This is a genomic window from Sutcliffiella horikoshii (assembly GCF_002157855.1).
GTDB lineage: Bacteria > Bacillota > Bacilli > Bacillales > Bacillaceae_I > Sutcliffiella_A > Sutcliffiella_A horikoshii_C.
On the sequence record NZ_CP020880.1, the window covers coordinates 381,125 to 401,273 of the forward strand.

Below are 20,149 nucleotides of genomic sequence, written 5' to 3' on the forward strand. Positions count from 1 at the left end.
TAGGTGACACATACGTGAAAGTTCAATCATTGCTACACTATTAAAAAAAGTATATCGGGGGAATAATATATGAAAATGTTAGTAACAGGAGCGACAGGAAAATTAGGTTCTAAAATTGTAGAGACTTTATTAAAAAAGGTACCAGTAAACCAATTAGCTGTTAGTGTTCGTAATCCAGAGAAAGCAGAAGGATTACGGGCTCGAGGAGTAGATGTCCGAAAAGGTGATTTTGATTATCCGGAAACACTTGATGCGGCTTTTGCTGGCGTTGATCGCTTGCTAATTATCTCTGCGGATGGGGAAAATGAAACAAGAATACGACAACACGCGAATGCAATAGCTGCGGCTGAGCGAGCTGGAGTGAAATTTATTGCTTATACTAGCATAGCGAATGCAAAGGAAAGCGCAAATCCCCTTGCTCCAACGCATAAAGCAACAGAAGAAGCTATTATGAAAACAGGTATTCCTTATTCTTTTTTAAGAAATAATTGGTATTTGGAAAATGAAATTTCAAGTATTCAAGGAGTTCTAGCAGGTGCTCCTTGGGTGACATCAGCAGGAAATGGTAAGGTAGGATGGGCATTACAACAAGATTATGCAGATGCTGCGGTTGCGGTATTGACTGGTAGTGGGCACGAAAATACTATCTACGAGCTTTCTGGAAAACTATTAACACAGGAAGAGTTTGTATCAGCTCTTGGTAATGTATTGGGTAAAGAAGTACCAGTACAACAAGTTGATGACAAAACTTATGCAAACATTATGAAGGGTGCAGGTGTACCAGATTTTCTTCTTCCTTTTCTTGTGGAAATCCAAACAGGCATTAGAGAAGGTACGCTTGAAGTAGAAAGCAATGACTTCGAAAAACTACTTGGGCGCTCAGCTACACCTATTAGTGACGGACTCAATCAAATTGTTAATGGTATCTCTTAAAGAGAAAAATCGACTTAGTTTAAACCGACCTTTATTATTAGAAAGGTCGGTTTCTATGTTGATGTTAATGCCAATACAATATTTATCCCGTTAATTATAAGTAATTCCTTAGCAAGAAGTGTTTCCTAAAATTGTTAAATTTAACTTGCTAACATTTTGCTAACGCAATCCCATTTGGTTCATGTGCAAATTGCTAACAAAATTGGGTATATAAAAGAGGCTTCTCATTGTAATGGCTAATCTATTTACCATTTTTGTCTTAGTCGATAGGTCTTTCACGATTGGATGCAGCGAATCTCTATTCACATTTTATCGGGATAACCAATTTGATTCAGCTTTTTGCTTTCTACCAGGAAGAACCTTCCATAAAAATTTAGCTACAGGATTTGAAAAATGAAATTTCTTCTCATTATCAATAATAAAATACTTACTTTTACTAGGAACATCTTTTTTTCCTACACTTACAGCAAAAGCACAATGACCATCAAATTCAACCTTTTTAGCATTGTTCATACGAATCCCTCCATTTGTCGTTTTTTTTATTTTTGTAAATATGTTTCTAATGTAACTTCTAAGAAGCTTGTCCAACCGTGTGTATGATGTTGAGCTGACTCTTCGCTTGGTAGTCCAGTATGATGAATAGTAACTTTAGTCCCTTCCTCTGTTTCTAAGAAATCCACAGTTACTTTGGTTATTGGGAAATCAGCTTCATGATTATCCCATTTCCATGTAAAGACTAATTGATCATTTGGCGTAATCTCAAGATATTGTCCTCCTACGACATGTACACTTCCATCAGGAGCATGCATATTAAATTTATAACTTCCATTTACTTCAACATTCATTTCATCAATCGTAGTTTTAAAGCCTTCTGGACCCCACCATTGTTCTAATTGCTCAGGCTTTGTCCATGCATGAAAAACCTTTTCCTTCTTTACTGGATATGTGTTGCTTAATTGTAACGTGAATTCTTGTGCACTATTTTTTGTAATCATTCTTTACTCTCTCCTTTTTCGTTTAATAAAAATTTTTCTAAACTTGTAAATTGCGCTTCCCAGAATGACTTTAGGTCACTTAACCAATTAGAAGCATCTTCAATTGCTTTTGATTGAAGAGAATAATACTTATATCTTCCAACCTTGTTGTAGGAGACGAGACCAGCAGTTTCTAGAACCTTCATGTGCTTTGAAATGGCGGGTAAGGACATATCAAATGGTTCAGCCAACTTTTTCGTCGTTTTTTCTCCTTTTGATAATTCTTGTATGATTGCTCTCCTAGTTGGATCTGATAGTACGTAAAAAATATCATCTAGATTTTTATCATTATAGTTAACCATGTGGTTAACTATAAACTATAATGATGTTAATTGCAAATAAAAAAAAACGCTGCGCCTTTTTATTATGAGGTAAATCGCTTTATTTATAATTAGTTCAGTTTTGAAAAGCAACGGGACGGTTCCCATGTTCTCCAGACAAGATCCAAGCTCACGTAGGCCCCTTTTCAAGTTTGTATAAATTTTTCTAAATTAAGTAAATATATAACAATATATGATATTGTTATAAAATAATAGGAAAATTATTTTGGGGGATATGGAATTGAAAAAGTATTTAGTAGGCTTATCATCCTTATTTTTGATTTTTAGTTTAGTTGCTTGTTCATCTGAAACTTCAAATACCTCACAAGCAGAGGATAAGATTGAGGAAAAGAGTACTGAGGACAAAGCAGAGGCGGAAGCGGCAGCTAAAGCAGAGGCAGAGGCAGAAGCAGCAGCTAAAGCAGAGGCAGAAGCGGCAGCTAAAGCAGAGGCAGAGGCAGAAGCAGCAGCTAAAGCAGAGGCAGAAGCGGCAGCTAAAGCAGAGGCAGAAGCGGCAGCTAAAGCAGAGGCGGAAGCAGCAGCTAAAGCAGAGGCAGAAGCAGCAGCCAAGGCGGCAGAAGAAGCAGCAGCCAAGGCGGCAGAAGAAGCAGCAGCCAAGGCGGCAGCAGAAGCAGAGGCCAAGGCGGCAGCAGAAGCAGAGGCCAAGGCGGCAGCAGAAGCAGAGGCCAAAGCGGCAGAAGAAGCAGAAGCCAAGGCAAAGGCAGAAGCACCTTCAAATGAAGTGGTAGAGGTCTTTGCAAATTGTACTGAACTAAGAACGAAATATCCAAATGGCGTAGCTTCTGATCATCCAGCCTATCAAAAAAAGATGGATAGAGATAAAGATAATTTTGCATGTGAAAGATAGTACCACTTTTATAATCAAAAATCCCTTTTCAAATAGTGAAACGGGATTTTTTTATTTTCTCTTAGATGTCAGAGGAATGGTTTTAGACTTTCTAAACCCACTAATGAAACAAAACCGTCCCTCTACTTTCTGGCAGGCGTAAATAAAGGAGGACAGCTTTAATGCATCCAACAGAAATAATAGAATCAATGATTGTCGGGCTCATAATTGTCTCAATCCTATTTATCTCATTCTTTTTTAAAAGTAGATGGCGAAAAATTGGTTGGTTATTAGCCTTAGCTATATTAATAGCTTATTGTATATTTTTTGTCGTTCGTCCTTTTTGGATCGATGCGCAAATTGATAAGAAGGTGCAATTACTAAGGCCTTACTTAGAAGAGCATTATTCAGATGAAGAATGGACGATTTCCACTGTTCCTCACCGTAAGGACGGCTACAAACACCTAAATCCAAATTATATTAGTGTTGTGTTTGAAAATGAACCAGGGGTTACTTATGAATATTGGGTAGAAAGTAAGGATAATATCTATCAAATTAGTTTTTTAACAAACAAAAGGTTAGAGGAATTAGAGCATGTAGAATGATTCAGCCCCCCACTTTTAAAACCCAACAATTCCGGGTATAAAAACCCTATACGATTGTGAGGGGACAGCCAAATGATAAGAATAGCCGGAATGACAAGGGATCATCAAATCACCAAAAACATTAACATCAATAACCTCGATAGAAACGCCTATAAATGGATTTGGGTTGACTTCAATCAACCGACGGAAGAGGAAATAAAACATTTAGACAGCACTTTTCACTTCCATCCATTGGCGATAGAGGATTGTATACATAGACTACAGCGGCCGAAGCTTGATCATTATGAGGATCATACGTTTTTCGTGACGCACAGTATTCAACAAAGGGAAGATGAGCTTCATAAAGAGGAAGTGAATTTCTTTTTAGGGGAGAATTTTATTGTGAGTTTTCACCATGCACCTTCTAAAGAGGTGGATACGGTGTGGAAGAGCCTGGACAAGCCACCAAAAGACGTGGAAAACTGGGATGAGTATTATGTGTTTTATGAAATCCTAGACGACATTGTGGATGATTATTTTCCGTTGCTATATAAGCTGGAGGATCAGTTGGACAAGATTGAGGAAAACACGCAAGATAAATCGATGAATCAGTTGATGGACGAGCTGTTCGATACGAGGTATTCCTTATTGGATCTAAGACATACGATCAACCCGATGCGGGATCTGCTGTACCGCATGCTAAATACGCATCGTCTGGATGGGGTGATGAAAAGAAAAGAGTACTTCGCGGATATTTATGACCATCTGCTGAAGCTTTCTGACCTAGTTACCTCCAACCGAGAATTGACGGCGGACATTCGGGATAATTACCTTTCCTTGAACTCCCATCAAGCCAACAATGTGATGAAGGTCCTGACCATTATCACCTCCATCTTCGCGCCGTTGACTTTTATCGCGGGGATTTACGGGATGAACTTTCAATATATGCCGGAGTTGACTTGGAGATACGGATACTTTGTTGCGCTTGGAGTCATGGCCGTCATGGGGGTTAGCTTGTTTATTTGGTTTAAGTGGAAGGGATGGTTTAAGTAAGGGCTTTAATGCAAAAGTTGCCTAGAAGTTTTCCTGTTTGAGGCAAGATAACTTCTAGGCATTTTGTTTTACTCGTAATTCATTTCTATTTCTTGACTAATTGCTTCTTTGGCATCTTCTAATGTTTCATTGACATCATCGCCCTCTGAAATAAATGTCAATGCATTAGCCATTGGATCCCAAACTGCTGAAAGTGCAGGTACTGGAGGGAAAGGCTTTGCATGCTCAAGTTGTGTTGCAAAACCAGTTAATAAAGGATCATTTTGAAATTCCTCGCTGCTAAGGATGGAGGATTTTGCTGGCATTTCTCCTGTTTCAGCAAAGTAATAGTTCAATGATTCTTCATTCGTTAAATAAATTGCTAATTCTGTTGCCTCTTTTGGGTATTCCGTGAATTCAGAAAGCATCCAGCCTTTTGTTCCTAAAAACGTGATAGGATGTTCACCATTCTCAAGCTTTGGTAGTGGAGCTGTTCCTAATTTATCCCCTAGTTGCTCTTGTAACTCTTTAAGTGCCCAAGGACCATTAATGATGGCACCTACATCCCCTTGAGTAAATAAACCACCTACTACATCCATTGTTATTCCTTGTGGAAGGTAGCCTTTTTCAAACCAACTTTGAATTAATTGTCCACCTTGTTGAGCTCCTTCGCTTGCGATACCTATATCGCTCGTATCATAGACATCGTTTTCTTGACCAAAAATCTCTGCTCCATACCCCGCCATAAATGGAAAAGAGAAATAAAAATCTATTGCAGGATATAAGAAACCAAACTTATTGTTAGGCATATCGGTTAATGATTCCGCGATTTCTTCTAAATCTGCGATTGTCTCTGGTGCTTCTGGAACAAGATCTTTATTATAGTAAAGTGCAAGGGATTCTACGACAGCAGGAAGTCCATAAACTTCTCCCTCAAAACTTAAAGCTTCTACTGAACCTTCTGAATAAGTATCAAGAATTGCTTGATCCACTTCCATTGGTCGAACTAACCCTTTCACTGCCAAGCTTCCGATACCCGGTTGGAAGAACAAGTCAGGACCTTTTCCAGCCGGACCGTCAAGTGACAATGCTTCTTCTTGTTTATCCATCGCAAATGGAAGGACTTTTACGGCAATACCTGTTTCATCAGTAAATCCTTTTACAATTTCTTCAACCGCTGGAGCTTGATCTGTTGGTGTCCAAACTAATAATTCCTCTGGAACACCTGCTTCACTTGTATCTGAATTACTATTCTGTGCTCTGTCTGGACCACAAGCAACTAAGAACATCAATACTAAAATTGAAGATAGAATAGCCAATTTATTTTTCATTATAACTTTCTCCCCCTTTTTATTGAATACGATAAGCATGTTAATTTTCGAGTTGAATAAATGTTATCACCACCTTCCATGAGGGTTAATCGGTTAAGTGATTAAAAAGTATTCTGATTATAAGCGCTTACAATTTAATCAACTTTAAGTAGATTAGGTTAACCGTTTAACCAAGTATTTAAAATTTAAAGTGCTATATGTTAGTGAATAGCACTTCTAAATTTTTTAGTTACGTTGCTGGGTCGATTCTCTAATGATAAGTTCTACTGGCATTTCAACCGTTTGATGTTCGGTATCTATTGATTCAATAGAATTTAAGAGTAGGTTTCCGGCTGTTTTTCCTTTTTCAATAATGTCTTGCCGGACTGTCGTTAAACTAGGCGTTGTATAGTTACTGATAGTTAAATCATCAAAACCGACAATCGAATAATCACCAGGAACTTGTTTACCTTGTTTTTGTAGAGCTTTAATAATTCCGATAGCCAACACATCGGACACCGTTACAATTCCTGTTAATTTTCGATTATAATTTACAATCTTCTTCCCAATCTTTAATCCATTATCAAATGTAATATCTTTCGTTTCAAAAATTAACTTCTTATCTAAGCCCAGACCAGCTTCTTGTAATGCTTTTTTATATCCCTCAAAACGCTTTGTGTCGACAGGGCTTGATATAAGACTCGTAGCGACAAATCCAATGTCTTTGTGACCCAAATCAATTAAATGTTTAGTAGCTAAATATCCACCATGTTCATCATTTACTTTCACATTATCAAATAGATTTGTGTATTCCTCATAAGTATCAATAAGGACAGTTGGGATGTTAAGCGCTTTCAACTCATTGTATAAGTGTTGGGAAAACATCCCCAAGAATATCAATCCATCTAAATTTCTTTTCTTTACCCAATTTCTACATTCTTCAGGATTTCCAACACCTGCGATCATCGTATCAAACTTACGGTTTCGAGCGACTGACTCCACTCCGCTTACAAACTCATTGTAATATAAGTTGTTTTTAAACACCGAAGCCGGTGAATCTTCCACTAACGGGAGCATTATTCCAATCAGATTGGATTTCTTCTTTGACAAGCTAATGGCGGTAAAATCAGGGTAGTAATTTAAAACTTCAACCGCTTCAAGTACTCGCCGCTTTGTATCATCCGATACTTTTTTTACACCGTTTAATACATAGGATACGGTTGCAGGCGATACTTCCGCATATTTAGCTACATCTTTGATCGTTGTTTTTTTCATCTTTGCCTCCAGGTTAACCGGTTAACTCCTTGTGCTATAAGATTAATACATTTCAATAAATGTTGTCAATATGCTTTATTTTTTGGCAGGCTCTTTCTCTCAATATAGAGCACGATATCTGCTACGATAATGATTTTCCGTATTAACATAATAAAACAGCATACCTAACCCCACCGGATTAAGTATGCTGCCATGTTTGTTCCCCTAAACCTTAGTAAACCTTATCCCCATTAAAAATGGAGTTTTTCACGATCACATAATCTACGTGACGGATGGAGTCTAAAGTCGTTCCTCCAGCGTAAGAAATGGATGATTGAAGGTCTTGTTCCATTTCCGTTAATGTATCTTGTAAGGCACCTTTATGCTCAACGAACATTTTTTTGCCTTCTACGTTTTTCTTTTCGCCTTTTTGGAATTCGGAAGCGGATCCGAAGTACTCTTTCACTAGCTTTCCGTTTACTTCGCTCGTTTCTCCTGGTGATTCTTCATGGCCGGCAAAAAGGGAGCCGATCATGACCATCGTTGCACCGAAACGTACGGATTTCGCGATATCTCCGTGTGTACGGATTCCGCCATCAGCGATGATTGGTTTGCTTGCTGCCTTTGCACATAAACGAAGTGCAGCCAACTGCCAGCCACCAGTTCCAAATCCTGTTTTTATTTTTGTGATACATACTTTACCAGGGCCGATTCCCACTTTTGTTGCATCTGCACCGGCATGCTCCAGTTCACGAACAGCTTCAGGTGTACCAACGTTTCCTGCAATGACGAAGCTCTCTGGCAAGTGTTTTTTGATATGCTGAATCATGTTGATAACAGCATTGGAATGCCCATGGGCAATGTCGATCGTGATGTATTCAGGAGTAAGATTTGCTGCTGCAAGCTCTTCAACGAAGGAATATTCTTCTTCTTTCACCCCAACACTGATGGAAGCGTAAAGACCTTTTGCATGCATGTTCTCTATGAATGCATGACGCTTTTGTGGCTCAAAGCGGTGCATGATGTAAAAGTAGTTATTTTCAGCAAGATAAAGGGCAATCTTTTCATCAATGATTGTTTGCATATTGGCTGGCACTACAGGAAGTTTAAATTGACGGCCACCAAGTGTTACCGTTGTATCACATTCAGAACGGCTGTTAACCACACATTTATTTGGGACTAACTGAATATCTTCATAATCAAATACATTTTCCATGAGACACACTCCTAAAAGAATAATTTTCATAGTAATGTTCGGTTTTTACACAACAAAAAATCCAGACTAAAAATGGGCAGAGCAATCCTACCCATTCGTAGTTAGGATTTTACGGCTCCTAGTAGAAACTCTTAGACCATATCTCTAAGAATATACGAATGAAAATAACTATATTAATTAAACACAATTTTGATTATAAACGAACTTTATGTTTATGTAAATGATAAATGTTCGTATTTTAAGGGTGAATTTAAGCTATTTACGCTATTATTACTCAGTATATAGCTTTTCTAGCTTTTTATCCTCGTCAGTTAAAATAAATCGATATGGAAAGATCTTGTAGAGGATGCATAATAATGAGAATTATTATCAATAATAAAGATAGAAAAGCGACAATCACCGTCATGATTGCCGCTTTGTCATAAAGTTAGTGGCCGGCTGGTTCAAATGTTTTGCAATCTGTTTCTTCGCTGTTTGAAGCGTTACGTTCTTTGTTGTTTACTACATAAATTTGAGCAGCGCCACATTTGTTTTGGGCATTAATGTTGTGAACGCAACTGCTTACTTCACATAATACATCCTGTGCCATATAAACACCTCCTTAACTTTTAGGATAAACAAGCTCTGTTCATTCTATGCAGATAGAAGAGTTCATACACTTTCATCGTAATTAGTGATGTGAGAAAAAATTTTCCTTATATAACTATTTTTAAACAAATGTTTGCATAAGTCATTTTCAACTATTGTCCCTATACGGTTAGATTTGAATCGATAAACATCGACTATTTCCGCATGCTATATAAGAATAGTTCAATTTTTATAACGATAGAAAAGGCTTTATATGCCATGATCAGCATATAAAGCCTTTTACTTGTTGTTTATGACTATGAAATACCGTTTAAGAGCCTTTTCTAATCGACTGGATAGCTTGTTTAAGTGTCGATTTAAACGTATTGTCTTTGAAGGTATATTGTAATAGGTTTACTTTTTTTGCAAGGTCTGGTCGAATCCCGGTATAGGTAATGCGGACTCCAACCAGTTTAAGAGAATTGGAGATAAGCATTAAATTTTCGACGCTTCTCGAATCGATGCGAGCGAGGCCGGATAAATCGATGATGATGTGCTCTAATTCTCCTTTGGCCGCTTCAGTCAAAGTGTGTTCGATGACCCTAGATGTACGTTCAGAATCAACCTCGCCGATAAGCGGAAGGACAGCCATATCATCAAATATTGGGACTAGGGGCACGGAGAGCATTTGAACTTGTAAGTTTTTCTTTTGTAAATCCAGTACGTTTCCAAGCAACTTGGCCATTGCTTTAAACAAATCCTTGTGATTCTCTGTAAAATGGAAGGGACGCAAATCCATTCCGCACAAGGTACCGTAATTCTCCCCATCCTTATAGTAAATGGGAACACCGATAAGCGATCCGTCCCCAAGACTTTTGGTAACTTCCATATCTTTGGTTAGGTCAGATAAGATCAAATCTTCAATGATAAGTGGTTCCCGACCACTTTTTATAATAAACTGTCAATAGGAATCACGGTATAACGTTTCAAACCCTGAGGGAAGCACAACATCATTACGATTGAAGGCATGTATAATGTTGACATCTATTTTATCATTCTTTGCAATGAAAAAAGTGTTCACATCTACAAATTTACTAATCAACGCCAAAATTTCATCTGCCGCTTCTTCCATTGTTTCATAAACCAAGCCATGTCCATGCGTCATCGGTATCACCTGCCTTCCTTAATACTCCCATCCTAACTTAGATATAGGAAAAAAGATACAAAATTACGACAATGTTTTTACTTGAAAGAGAAGAAGTCGTGCGGAAGAAGGGGTTTCTTGTAAAATATTGAATCATGATAAAAAACCTTTCCCCATGACTCACCCCATTGGCAAATGAACATAAAATTCAGAGAAAATGGAGTATGTAACCTTGCTGATTTCCACAAATTTTACAACACCTTCATATCCACTTAACATTCCATCGGTAAAATTTTAAATGTTCAAAAAAGTTTGGTGGAGGTTAGTGATGAGGAAAGAGAAGCGAAAGTTTGGTAGGAAGCTGCTGTCGTCATTGATGATTGTTACTATTGTGGGAACGAGTTTTCAGCCAGTTGTGCCACGTGGCTTGGTGTATGCGGAAGAAGAAGTTACAGAAACGGAGTCTCCACCTGTAGAAGACCATGAGGTAACAAACCAGGAAGAAAATAGCGAGCCGGTTGAAAATACAGAACCGCCTGCTGAGGAAACGATAGAACCGCAACCGCCAGAAGTGGAAGTGGTGGAAGAAGAAGAGGTAACGGAAGAACCTGTAAATGAAGAACCACAAGTGGAAGAGCCAGTAGAAGAAGAACCACAACCAGAATTTGCCCCACCATCTGAAGAGGAAGAAATGGGTGAATCAACGGAACAACCAGAAGAACCTACTGAAGTGCAACAACCAGAAGAAGAAACCATCACAGAAGAGCCGGATTACAACCTGCTCCCACATTTACTCATCACAGAAATTTCTCCAAACTCAGCTGGTACTGATCACTATGAGTACTTTGAGCTTTACAATAATACAGACCAGGCGATATCTACAGCGAATCTAAATTTTATCTATACATACACGGATACAGGAAGTGAAAGATCATTTGCCGTTCCGGAAACAACCATTGAATCACAGGAAACACTTGTGTTCTGGTTTAACAACGGAGACCGTAGTATAGCTGATTTTAACGAGAACTTTGGGTTGGCGTTAACGGAAGATCAGGTAGTTTCTTTTAAAGATGTCTTCCCAGGGTTTTCGAATGGTGGTAACCGAGCGTTGGTGATCCACGATAAGCAAGGGAAGGAATTGGTTTCTGCCAGTTATCTTGGAACTGAAAATGATAACGATGGAGCGGGAATTGAGTATAAGTTTCCTGCGAGCGGAACGGAAATGGACAAGCATGCGGTTCTAGCATTGCCGACACCTGGATCCATTGAAGCGGTTCAAGTTCCTGAGCAGCCGGTGACTGTGGAGGAAGAGGAAGCGCCTGCTCCTGACGAAATCGCGCCAGTTATTGAGCATACCTCTATTACAGAAGCAGAAAGGTTCACTGCCATCCCCGTGCAAGCCAAGATAACGGATGATGTTGGTGTCACTGCTGCAACATTATTTTATAAAAAAGAATCAGAGGTAAATTATACGAGTATAAGCATGCAACAACAAGAGACGACGTCTGCCTACACTGTCGAAATTCCAGCTTCCAAGGTGGATGCACCAATCACCTACTATATCGAAGCAACAGATGGAACTAACACAGTAGCGACGGAGCCGTCGACGATTGAGGTTGAGGTACCAGCAGAAACATACAGTGAAGTACCGGTCCTTATTACCGAACTGTCCCCGAACTCCAAAGGGGGAGGAACGGATTACTACGAGTTTTTTGAGGTGTATAACAATACAAATCAACCGATGAATCTTGCAAACTATTCTTTTGTCTATAAATATACGGACACGGGAAGTGAGCTGCCATTCCAGGTGCCTGCTGTGATCTTGGAGCCGCAGGAGGAAATCGTATTTTGGTATAACAACGGAAACAGGACGCTTGCTGATTTTAATGAAAACTTTGGGCTCTCGCTCACAGAAAGTCAGGTTGTGGAGTTCAAGGATGTCTTCCCTGGTTTTGCAAACGGCGGCAATCGTGCTCTCGTGATCAAGGATGCAGACGGAGCAGAGGTTGTGTCCGCAAGCTATCTTGGCAGTGACAATGACAACAACGGAGCAGGCATTGATTATCTATTCCCGACTAGCGGAACGGCGATGCTGAAGCTGGAAGGATTGGCTGCGCCGACACCTGGTACGGCAAAAGAAAGCCAGGTGCCGACCAAGCCGGTGGAGCTGGAGGAAATTCCGGAAGATACAGTTGCGCCTGTGGTGGAACATACGCCTGTCACAAGTGGTACTGCGTACTCGCCGATTCGCATCGAAGCAACGATTACAGATGACATGGCAAAACCTTTTGCGACTTTATTTTATAAAAAGCAAGGGGACGAGACATTTACTTCGTTGTCCATGAACCCAACGTCTGAAGGGTCTTCTGTCTATACGGCGGAAATACTTGGGGCGGATGTTGCCGGGGATATCGTTTATTATGTGGAAGCTTCCGATGGTTGGAATGTTTCCAAGACGGAAGAGTTCACGATTGAAGTAGAACAAATTGAAGTGGATTATCAATCTCTGCCGCCATTTTTGGTGACGGAAGTGGTTCCGGATTCGACGAATGTTGGGTCGGCGGACGGCTATGAGTTCATTGAAATCTATAACAATACGAATCAGGATCTGAGTTTTAAAGATTACAAGCTTTATTATCGTTACGGAGCGGAGAGTGCGACAGATGTGGTGTGGCCTTCGATTCCCGATGATGTGGTGATTCCATCAAAGGAAACGCTTGTGTTCTGGATCATCAATGCACAAAATCGTGAGCAGACCGTGGCGGATTTCAACGCCAATTATGGTTCCAATTTGGTGGAGGATCAGAATATCGTTCGTATTTACAGTGACGGCATGGCCAATGGTGCGATGCGTGGACTTGTGGTGGCAACGAACTCGAAAAAGGAGCTTGCGGTCGCTTACTACAATGATGTTCCGAATGTGAAGGACACGGCCGCCAATATGGGTGTCTTCTATCAATACCCGTTAGATGGCTCGACGCAAATGATCAAGACAAGTGCAGCCGTGAAAGCGGCAACGCCTGGTATGGTGGATGCTTCACAGGTGCCTGCGGAAACGGTGCAAATCGAAGCAGATACGGTGGCGCCGACTTATGAAAATTTAACGAAGGTCACCGAGGTTGATCAGACGGAAAATATTGAACTCGTTTTGGATGCGCAGGATGACAAGGAAGTGAAGACGGTCCGTTTATTTTACCGAACGAACGACCAGACCGACTTCAAACAGGCCATCCTGACAAAAGATTATAATGATTTGCTTTACCACTATACTGTTTACTCGCCTGAAATTATCGCGAAAGAGTATGTGGAATATTATTTCGAGATTTCAGATGGCATGAATGAAGTGACAACAGAGGCTTATAAGGTGAATGTCACGACGGAATTGGATTTCTCCAGTCTTCGTTTGAATGTAAAAGAAGCCGAGATACTTGCTGGGGAGAAGATTTTGAAGGGGACTTCCAGCACCGATGCTCCGGAAGATGTGAAGCTTATGATAGACGGTGAGGAAGTGGAAGGAGAAACATTCCAAGCGGTCGAGCATACCTCCTATTTTGCTTTTGAGGTGAGTGGCATCAATACCTTCTTCCAGAACGGGGTAACCATGGGGGATGAGGTCCTGCATATTTTTGATGATTGGATCAATGAATGGCAGACGATCACGGTTCCAATCAATCCAGACAAACTGGAGCTTGGCGACAATACGATTACGATTCGTGCGGGTAACAAGGCATCTCCATTTGACCTGGAGTCCGAGGACAATCGTGACGACTATAACTTAAGAAATGTTCGCCTCGTTTTAGCAGATGGAACCATTCTGCGTGATGCGGTGAAAAATGACCCGGCGCAAGTGTTTGACATGGGCGATGACGGAACAGATCGCATTTTTGAAGATTTCACTTTTACGGTGGCAGGGGAACAGGCTCCGTCCAAATCTTATAAGTGGGACACAGCTTCTGTATCGGATGGGGAGCATGTGATTTCTGCGATTGATGCAGATGAGGAGATCTCAACAAAGGTGATGGTGGATAACACCGCGCCAAGCATCACGACTTCCCTAGAAGAAGGCAAGGAATACAAGGGTGCTTTTACGATTGATGTGACAGCAACCGATGAGATTGCCGGTGTAAAAGAAACAAGGGTGCTCCTTGATGACACGGAAATCGCGACACCTTACGAAACGGCATCTTCTAAGCTTTCGGCCGGCGAACATACGTTGAAAGTCGTGGCGATCGATGAGGTAGGAAACGAAGCGGTAAAAGTGGTGCACTTTACGGTAGTGAATGAAAATCCTTTGAAACCGGAATTGGTATCTCCTTCAGATGATGCAGAAACACCAGTGGACGGCGACCCGACCTTGAAGGTAAAGGTATCCGATCCGACTGACGATAACTTGGATGTTACTTTTTATGGTGGCTATAAGTACGACGTCACTCAAGGTGATCGCATGAAGGGCTTTAAAAACGCCAATGAAGTGGAACCGCCGCAAACGATGGTTCCAGAGGGCGAGGAAGCTTTTACGGAAGAGGATATTTCCCTTGTTTCTAAAGAGGACGGAGAATATCTGATCACGGATTCTTCCACAGAATTCCCGTATCACCGCTTTGATGTGACAGTGGACGATTCTGTTCAGGAAGGGGATACGGTAGAGCTTGTTTGGAAAGGGAACTCCCTTGAAGGTAGGAAGGTGACCATGTATGCCTGGAACCACACGTCCAACAAGTGGGAGATTATTGATTATAAGATTGCTGGAACGGAAGACTTTGGGCTGCAAGGGGAAGTCGCAGTCGCTGATTTTGTAAAAGAGGGCAACATCAACGTACTGGTGCAGGATGAAATTCCAGCCTCACCTGAAGAGTACGATTACACATTTGTCTGGATGACCGATACGCAATATTATTCGGAAAGCTTCCCGTACATCTATGAAAGGCAAACCGAATGGATAGCGGAAATGGAAGAGGAAATGAAAATTGAGTATGTGTTCCACACGGGAGATCTCGTGAATACGGCTGACCAGGAGGTCCAATGGAATTATGCGGATCAATATATGGGTGTATTGGACGAGCGTGAAATTCCATATGGCGTGCTTGCAGGAAACCATGACGTGGATCACAAAACAAATGACTACACCGAGTATTATAAATACTTTGGCGCAGACCGTTTTGAGGACAAACCTTACTACGGCGGGACCTATAAAAATAACCGCGGACATTATGACCTTATTTCCTCGAACGGAAATGACTATATCATGGTGTATCTCGGCTGGGGTGTGGAAGACGAAGGAATCGCCTGGGTGAATGAGGTGCTTGCTGCCCATCCAGACCGCATCGCAATCTTGAGTTTCCACGAATATTTGCAGGCAACGGGAGTGCGTCATCCGCTTGGTGACAAGCTGTATGAAGAAGTCGTACTGCCAAATGAGAATGTTGTTGCTGTGTTGAGCGGCCATTATCATGAGGCGCAAACACTAATTGATGAAGTGGACGATGATGGAGATGGCGTAGCAGACCGTAAAGTCTATCAAATGCTTGCCGACTATCAGGCAGGACCAGAAGGCGGACAAGGCTTCATGCGACTGCTGCATTTTGATACGGACAATAACCGGATTGTCGTGAACACGTATTCACCGTACTTGGATCAGTACAACTATTATGATACCGAAACCTATCCAGGCAAGGACGAGTTTGTGCTGGACCTTGACCTTCAGCCAAAAGAAAAGCGAGTGGCAACTGACTACTTTGCAGTGAACGTTTATACGGAAGTGGAAATTGGCAAGCAAGAGGCTGTTTCTAGCGGAAGTGTGGCGGAGATGGTTTGGGAAGGTCTTGAGGAAAATGAGCGATACTGGTGGTATGTTGTGGTGCAGGATGAGCACACGGGGATGACTACTTCGGATATTTGGACGTTTACCAAAGGTAAGGTGGAAGATGGGCCGGTTGAGCCGGATCCTTCCGAGCCGGGAGAACCTGGGGAACCGGGTAATCCGGGGACGCCAGGTGGTAATCCTGGAGGGCCGAGTAATCCGGGTGCGCCTGGGCCTGTGAATCCAAACCCTGGGCAACCAGGAAAACCTGCAGATCCGGTTAAAGTCAATAATCCTGGAATGCCAGGTAGTGGTGATGGGAAGAAAAATGACCAAGGGAAGAAACAGAGTGGAGAGAAGCTTCCGAACACGGCTACGAATCTATATGACTTTTATGTCATCGGGTTAATATTGCTGGTGATGGGAGTAGGGTGTTTGGTGATGGTGAGGAAGAGAAAAAGAGTGTTATAGGGTAATAGGTGGACACATGGAATCTTTAGGGTTTCATGTGTCTTTTTTTGAAAAATCAGTATAAACTTAGAAGAAGAGACATCTGATTTTGTTTTATTTTGAATAGTAATTTTTAAACAAACGTTTGATCAAATGGAATTTTTTTATTGTAAGAAAGGGCTTAAAATCGGTTCGGGAAATATCGACTATTTTCGAAAGGTATATTCAAATAATAACAAAAGGGGAGTGTTACATATGAATTTAGTAGAGAAAGCCATTGTTTTCGCAGCTGAAGCGCATAAGCATCAAACAAGAAAAGGGACAGAGATACCTTATATCACACATCCTTTTGCGGTTGGGATGATGTTGCAAGGGGTGGGCTGTTCTGAGGAAGTGATTGCTGCGGGAATTATACACGACACACTTGAAGATACGGAAGCCACGTATGATAGCTTGGTGAAAGAGTTTGGTGGTCGTGTAGCAAATTTAGTTGTGGCAGCTTCTGAAAATGACAAAAGTCTTTCATGGGAAGAAAGAAAACAGCACACCATTAATGGGTTAAAAGATGCATCCATGGAAGAGTTGCAAGTGATCGTTGCGGATAAGTTGCACAATTTACGCTCCATTCGAGCGGATCTTGAAGAGAATGGGGATATGGTTTGGGAACGGTTTAATCGTGGGAAAGAGAAGCAACATTGGTACTATGCAAACATTGTGAAGGCATTGGCTCCTAGGAAAGATGGGTTTAGGTTGATTGGTGAATTAGAGCAGGAAGTTAGAAAGGTTTTTGGTTTTGTAGAGTTGTAGAAGGTGAGGTGCGCTTAAGGGATTTTTTTTGTGGGGATGAAGACGTCTCTACTGTGAAAAAAGAGGCGGTGATGTCTTCATCGGGGTAATGAGGACGTCTCTACGGTGAAAAAGGAGGCAGTGGGGTCTTCATCGGGGTAATGAGGAGATTAAGTCTATATAATTGTGTAAAAAGAAAGGCCATTATCAATGTCCGTGTTACAATGTGTTCGACGAAAAACAATCACACACGGAGGCAATGATAATGACCAACATTAATATTACTATAAATTTGGAACAACTTAAAGCCGAGGTAGAAAAAAGCTCTTTAGGATCCCCGGTAAAAGCATCTTTAGCCCTTGTATTGAATTCGCTTATGGAGAAAGAAAGGGACGAATATATTAATGCTCTCTCTCACGAGAGAACGGATGACCGCAGAGGATATCGGAATGGCTACTATGAACGAGAATTAATTACCGGCACTGGCTCACTCACATTAAAGGTTCCCCGAACTCGTGATGGTGAATTTTCAACTTCTGTATTCCAAAAGTATGAGCGATGCGAACAAGCTCTAATTCTTTCTATGATTGAGATGGTTGTAAATGGAGTCTCAACTCGTAAAGTTACCAAGATTGTAGAAGAACTGTGTGGAAAAGGTGTATCTAAATCACTAGTATCTAACCTCACTAAATCATTGGATCCAATAGTTAATGAGTGGAGAAACCGCCCACTAAACACCCTTTATTATCCATACATATATGTTGATGCCATGTATATTAAAGTTCGTGAGAACGATAGGGTTGTTTCAAAAGGAGTACTTATAGCTTGCGGTGTAAACGAAGAAGGACATAGAGAGATTATTGGGTTAAGGGTTACCCATGGGGAATCAGAAGAAAGTTGGTCTAATTTCTTTGATCACCTAAAATCAAGAGGGATACAATCACCTAAGATGGTGATTTCTGATGCACATGCAGGGTTAGTGGCTGCTATAAAAGAATCCTTTTTAGGAACCTCTTGGCAAAGGTGTTGTGTTCATTTTCTTAGGAATATAATGGACTCCTTTCCTAAGAAAAACTCTTCAGAAGCAAAAACAGAACTCAAGGAAATCTTTAGAACATCCAACATTAAATTGAGCCGAGAACTGAAGCGCGACTTTATTGAGAAGTATTACGAAGTAAAAGGGTTTACTAAGGTAATTGAAACGTTGGATGCTGGCTTTGAAGATGCAATGCAGTTTCATTCTCAAAAAGCTGAGCTTCACAAACACTTACGTACAACCAATATGCTAGAAAGAGTAAATAGGGAAATAAGGAGAAGAGAAAGGGTAATTCAAATTTTCCCGAACGATCAATCTGCAATACGTATAATTGGATCTGTACTGATGAAAATGGAGGAAGAATGGAGTAAGTCAAAGTATATACACCATATCTAAGTAAAATAGTTTTTTAATTCCCTAAACGGAATTATGTGAACTGTCACATTAATGTTTGTTAATAAAAAAGCGCTTACAGTGACTGGGCCATAAAAAGGGAAAATTTTACCCCCTAGGGGGTAAAGAATACACCCTAAACCTTTAAGAAGAACAAGACCTGAAAACATAACCCCATAACACATTTAGCATTAGATCTCATTGTAACTATTTTTACACATTAATATGGACTTGACTTAATGAGGACGTCTCTACAGCAAAAAAGGAGGCAGTAGGGTCTTCATCCATTGCCCCTTCTCTTCTAGTATTAAAAAGTAGAAAAAAGTCTATATCTTCCCCTTAATCCCTGCTAATATATTTAAGGAAGGAGATGGAAAATATGAAAATATTAAGAAGAATGCTGCTGGTTGTAAGTTTATTCGCTCTAGGAAGTGTGTTGACTGCTTGTAGCGAAATTGTGGGTTCGATAAAAGAGCAGGTTGATGCACAGGATGAACTGATTGCCTATATTGATGATAGCAATCCAGTTATTGAAGCTGCTGTAGATGCGGAGATTGCGGCAGATGAATTTGTGTTTATGGAAGAGGATCTTGAGAGTGCGTATACATATTTAGTCGAGACAACTATTCCTACCCTTGAAAAAGTGGTAGAAGATACAGAGGCAATTGTCATTACAATGGAGGATTTGCAACCATCGCACGATAAGTTGATTGAAGCGCATAAAAAATTGTTGGAAGCCTATTCCACTTATGCAGATGGGTATTATGACGGCGACGAAAGCTTGTTGGAAAAGGGAGACCTTCTCTACGAAGAATATGGTGAAATTTATGATGAGCACGAAACTTTGTTCACGGAATTAGCGAAAGAATATAATTTGGAAGTGGAAATAGAGGAAGTAGAATAGAACAACAACTAGGTTAAGAAACATACAAACAAGGCACATGGAATTTTTCGTGTGTCTTTTATTATGGATGATTTATTGAGTGTTACTCAGAAAACATAAAAAAACAGGCCCTATTAATAGGACCTGTTTGTATAAACGATATAAGATTAAGAAGCTTTTTGAACGTTAGAAGCTTGAGCTCCGCGAGCACCTTGCTCAACGTCAAATGTTACTTTTTGACCTTCGTCTAAAGATTTGAAGCCTTCGCTTTGGATTGCGGAGAAATGTACGAATACGTCGTCTCCGTTTTCGCGTTCGATAAATCCAAAACCTTTTTCTGCATTAAACCATTTTACTGTACCTTGTTCCATTTTTGTTGCCTCCTAGTGCGTTGCCACACATTGTATTACTATCCTTGGCCAAAGTAGGATCAAGTTGAAAAATTGATATTCATACTATCCTTTACACCGAACAAAAATAATTAACTTAATCATAACAGGAAGCGGCAGAGATTGCAAATTATTGTTATTTAACTAAAGATGGAATGGAAGGATCTCATT

General features: G+C 40.6%; 18 protein-coding genes and 1 riboswitch. Of the genes, 8 read left to right on the forward strand and 10 right to left on the reverse strand.

The window, feature by feature from the left end:
* The first annotated feature begins 69 nt into the window (after positions 1-69).
* A complete protein-coding gene (locus B4U37_RS02050) occupies positions 70-933 on the forward strand; it encodes an SDR family oxidoreductase (protein WP_088016855.1) in 864 nt (287 codons plus the stop codon).
* Between the two features lie 309 nt (positions 934-1,242).
* Here the strand turns inward: B4U37_RS02050 and B4U37_RS02055 are convergent, their stop codons facing one another.
* The 3 genes from B4U37_RS02055 to B4U37_RS02065 are packed head-to-tail and all read right to left on the reverse strand — an operon-like array spanning position 1,243 to position 2,269.
* Positions 1,243-1,446 (reverse strand): hypothetical protein, encoded by a 204-nt coding sequence (locus tag B4U37_RS02055; RefSeq protein WP_010191715.1) that lies wholly within the window; start codon positions 1,444-1,446, stop codon positions 1,243-1,245.
* Between the two features lie 26 nt (positions 1,447-1,472).
* A complete protein-coding gene (locus B4U37_RS02060) occupies positions 1,473-1,928 on the reverse strand; it encodes an SRPBCC family protein (RefSeq protein ID WP_010191712.1) in 456 nt (151 codons plus the stop codon).
* Complete coding sequence (locus B4U37_RS02065) at positions 1,925-2,269, reverse strand: ArsR/SmtB family transcription factor (protein WP_088016856.1); 345 nt, start codon at positions 2,267-2,269, stop codon at positions 1,925-1,927. The genes B4U37_RS02060 and B4U37_RS02065 overlap by 4 nt, the downstream gene beginning before the upstream one ends.
* Before the next feature lie 259 nt (positions 2,270-2,528).
* On the opposite strand from B4U37_RS02065, the gene B4U37_RS22520 reads away from it, so the two are divergent.
* From B4U37_RS22520 to corA, 3 genes are all read left to right on the forward strand, one after another.
* A complete protein-coding gene (locus B4U37_RS22520; RefSeq protein WP_088016857.1) occupies positions 2,529-3,155 on the forward strand; it encodes an excalibur calcium-binding domain-containing protein in 627 nt (208 codons plus the stop codon).
* Between the two features lie 161 nt (positions 3,156-3,316).
* A complete protein-coding gene (locus B4U37_RS02075) occupies positions 3,317-3,739 on the forward strand; it encodes a hypothetical protein (protein ID WP_088016858.1) in 423 nt (140 codons plus the stop codon).
* Between the two features lie 72 nt (positions 3,740-3,811).
* Entirely contained in the window at positions 3,812-4,771 is a 960-nt protein-coding gene (gene corA / locus B4U37_RS02080; RefSeq protein ID WP_088016859.1) for a magnesium/cobalt transporter CorA, read from the forward strand.
* Between the two features lie 68 nt (positions 4,772-4,839).
* Here corA and B4U37_RS02085 read toward each other — a convergent pair whose 3' ends face one another.
* The 6 genes from B4U37_RS02085 to B4U37_RS02110 form a co-directional block, all read right to left on the reverse strand.
* Positions 4,840-6,081 carry a sugar ABC transporter substrate-binding protein gene (locus B4U37_RS02085; RefSeq protein WP_245840033.1) on the reverse strand — a complete coding sequence of 414 codons (1,242 nt, stop codon included), beginning with the start codon at positions 6,079-6,081 and terminating at the stop codon, positions 4,840-4,842.
* Between the two features lie 225 nt (positions 6,082-6,306).
* Positions 6,307-7,335 carry a LacI family DNA-binding transcriptional regulator gene (locus tag B4U37_RS02090; protein ID WP_088016860.1) on the reverse strand — a complete coding sequence of 343 codons (1,029 nt, stop codon included), beginning with the start codon at positions 7,333-7,335 and terminating at the stop codon, positions 6,307-6,309.
* Positions 7,336-7,546: 211 nt separating this feature from the next.
* Positions 7,547-8,530 (reverse strand): GMP reductase, encoded by a 984-nt coding sequence (gene guaC, locus B4U37_RS02095; protein WP_088016861.1) that lies wholly within the window; start codon positions 8,528-8,530, stop codon positions 7,547-7,549.
* A 78-nt stretch (positions 8,531-8,608) separates the two neighbouring features.
* A riboswitch (purine riboswitch) is annotated at positions 8,609-8,708 on the reverse strand.
* A gap of 249 nt (positions 8,709-8,957) precedes the next feature.
* Positions 8,958-9,119 carry a DUF1540 domain-containing protein gene (locus B4U37_RS02100; RefSeq protein WP_010191705.1) on the reverse strand — a complete coding sequence of 54 codons (162 nt, stop codon included), beginning with the start codon at positions 9,117-9,119 and terminating at the stop codon, positions 8,958-8,960.
* A 309-nt stretch (positions 9,120-9,428) separates the two neighbouring features.
* Complete coding sequence (locus B4U37_RS02105) at positions 9,429-9,986, reverse strand: STAS domain-containing protein (RefSeq protein ID WP_245840034.1); 558 nt, start codon at positions 9,984-9,986, stop codon at positions 9,429-9,431.
* Positions 9,987-10,058: 72 nt separating this feature from the next.
* Positions 10,059-10,262, reverse strand: coding sequence for a hypothetical protein (locus B4U37_RS02110; protein WP_010191703.1), 204 nt, complete (start codon positions 10,260-10,262; stop codon positions 10,059-10,061).
* A 355-nt stretch (positions 10,263-10,617) separates the two neighbouring features.
* On the opposite strand from B4U37_RS02110, the gene B4U37_RS02115 reads away from it, so the two are divergent.
* The 4 genes from B4U37_RS02115 (at position 10,618) to B4U37_RS02130 (ending at position 19,610) form a co-directional block, all read left to right on the forward strand.
* A complete protein-coding gene (locus tag B4U37_RS02115; RefSeq protein ID WP_245840035.1) occupies positions 10,618-16,512 on the forward strand; it encodes a lamin tail domain-containing protein in 5,895 nt (1,964 codons plus the stop codon).
* 234 nt (positions 16,513-16,746) lie between these two features.
* On the forward strand, positions 16,747-17,298 hold the full coding sequence (locus B4U37_RS02120) for an HD domain-containing protein (RefSeq protein ID WP_010191701.1): 552 nt from the start codon (positions 16,747-16,749) through the stop codon (positions 17,296-17,298).
* 244 nt (positions 17,299-17,542) lie between these two features.
* Positions 17,543-18,709: an IS256 family transposase gene (locus tag B4U37_RS02125; RefSeq protein WP_088016864.1), complete on the forward strand. Its 1,167-nt coding sequence runs from the start codon at positions 17,543-17,545 to the stop codon at positions 18,707-18,709.
* Between the two features lie 376 nt (positions 18,710-19,085).
* Complete coding sequence (locus B4U37_RS02130; protein ID WP_010191699.1) at positions 19,086-19,610, forward strand: hypothetical protein; 525 nt, start codon at positions 19,086-19,088, stop codon at positions 19,608-19,610.
* A gap of 146 nt (positions 19,611-19,756) precedes the next feature.
* Here the strand turns inward: B4U37_RS02130 and cspC are convergent, their stop codons facing one another.
* Positions 19,757-19,960 carry a cold shock protein CspC gene (gene cspC, locus B4U37_RS02135; protein WP_010191697.1) on the reverse strand — a complete coding sequence of 68 codons (204 nt, stop codon included), beginning with the start codon at positions 19,958-19,960 and terminating at the stop codon, positions 19,757-19,759.
* Positions 19,961-20,149 lie beyond the last annotated feature (189 nt).

Excerpts from the sequence above, each read along its gene's own strand:
- B4U37_RS02050 (WP_088016855.1), top strand. The coding sequence starts at position 70 with ATGAAAATGTTAGTAACAGGAGCGACAGGAAAATTAGGTTCTAAAATT.
- B4U37_RS02055 (WP_010191715.1), bottom strand. The coding sequence starts at position 1,446 with ATGAACAATGCTAAAAAGGTTGAATTTGATGGTCATTGTGCTTTTGCT.
- B4U37_RS02060 (WP_010191712.1), bottom strand. The coding sequence starts at position 1,928 with ATGATTACAAAAAATAGTGCACAAGAATTCACGTTACAATTAAGCAAC.
- B4U37_RS02065 (WP_088016856.1), bottom strand. The coding sequence starts at position 2,269 with ATGGTTAACTATAATGATAAAAATCTAGATGATATTTTTTACGTACTA.
- B4U37_RS02075 (WP_088016858.1), top strand. The coding sequence starts at position 3,317 with ATGCATCCAACAGAAATAATAGAATCAATGATTGTCGGGCTCATAATT.
- corA (WP_088016859.1), top strand. The coding sequence starts at position 3,812 with ATGATAAGAATAGCCGGAATGACAAGGGATCATCAAATCACCAAAAAC.
- B4U37_RS02085 (WP_245840033.1), bottom strand. The coding sequence starts at position 6,081 with ATGAAAAATAAATTGGCTATTCTATCTTCAATTTTAGTATTGATGTTC.
- B4U37_RS02090 (WP_088016860.1), bottom strand. The coding sequence starts at position 7,335 with ATGAAAAAAACAACGATCAAAGATGTAGCTAAATATGCGGAAGTATCG.
- guaC (WP_088016861.1), bottom strand. The coding sequence starts at position 8,530 with ATGGAAAATGTATTTGATTATGAAGATATTCAGTTAGTCCCAAATAAA.
- B4U37_RS02100 (WP_010191705.1), bottom strand. The coding sequence starts at position 9,119 with ATGGCACAGGATGTATTATGTGAAGTAAGCAGTTGCGTTCACAACATT.
- B4U37_RS02105 (WP_245840034.1), bottom strand. The coding sequence starts at position 9,986 with ATGGAAGTTACCAAAAGTCTTGGGGACGGATCGCTTATCGGTGTTCCC.
- B4U37_RS02110 (WP_010191703.1), bottom strand. The coding sequence starts at position 10,262 with ATGACGCATGGACATGGCTTGGTTTATGAAACAATGGAAGAAGCGGCA.
- B4U37_RS02115 (WP_245840035.1), top strand. The coding sequence starts at position 10,618 with ATGATTGTTACTATTGTGGGAACGAGTTTTCAGCCAGTTGTGCCACGT.
- B4U37_RS02120 (WP_010191701.1), top strand. The coding sequence starts at position 16,747 with ATGAATTTAGTAGAGAAAGCCATTGTTTTCGCAGCTGAAGCGCATAAG.
- B4U37_RS02125 (WP_088016864.1), top strand. The coding sequence starts at position 17,543 with ATGACCAACATTAATATTACTATAAATTTGGAACAACTTAAAGCCGAG.
- B4U37_RS02130 (WP_010191699.1), top strand. The coding sequence starts at position 19,086 with ATGAAAATATTAAGAAGAATGCTGCTGGTTGTAAGTTTATTCGCTCTA.
- cspC (WP_010191697.1), bottom strand. The coding sequence starts at position 19,960 with ATGGAACAAGGTACAGTAAAATGGTTTAATGCAGAAAAAGGTTTTGGA.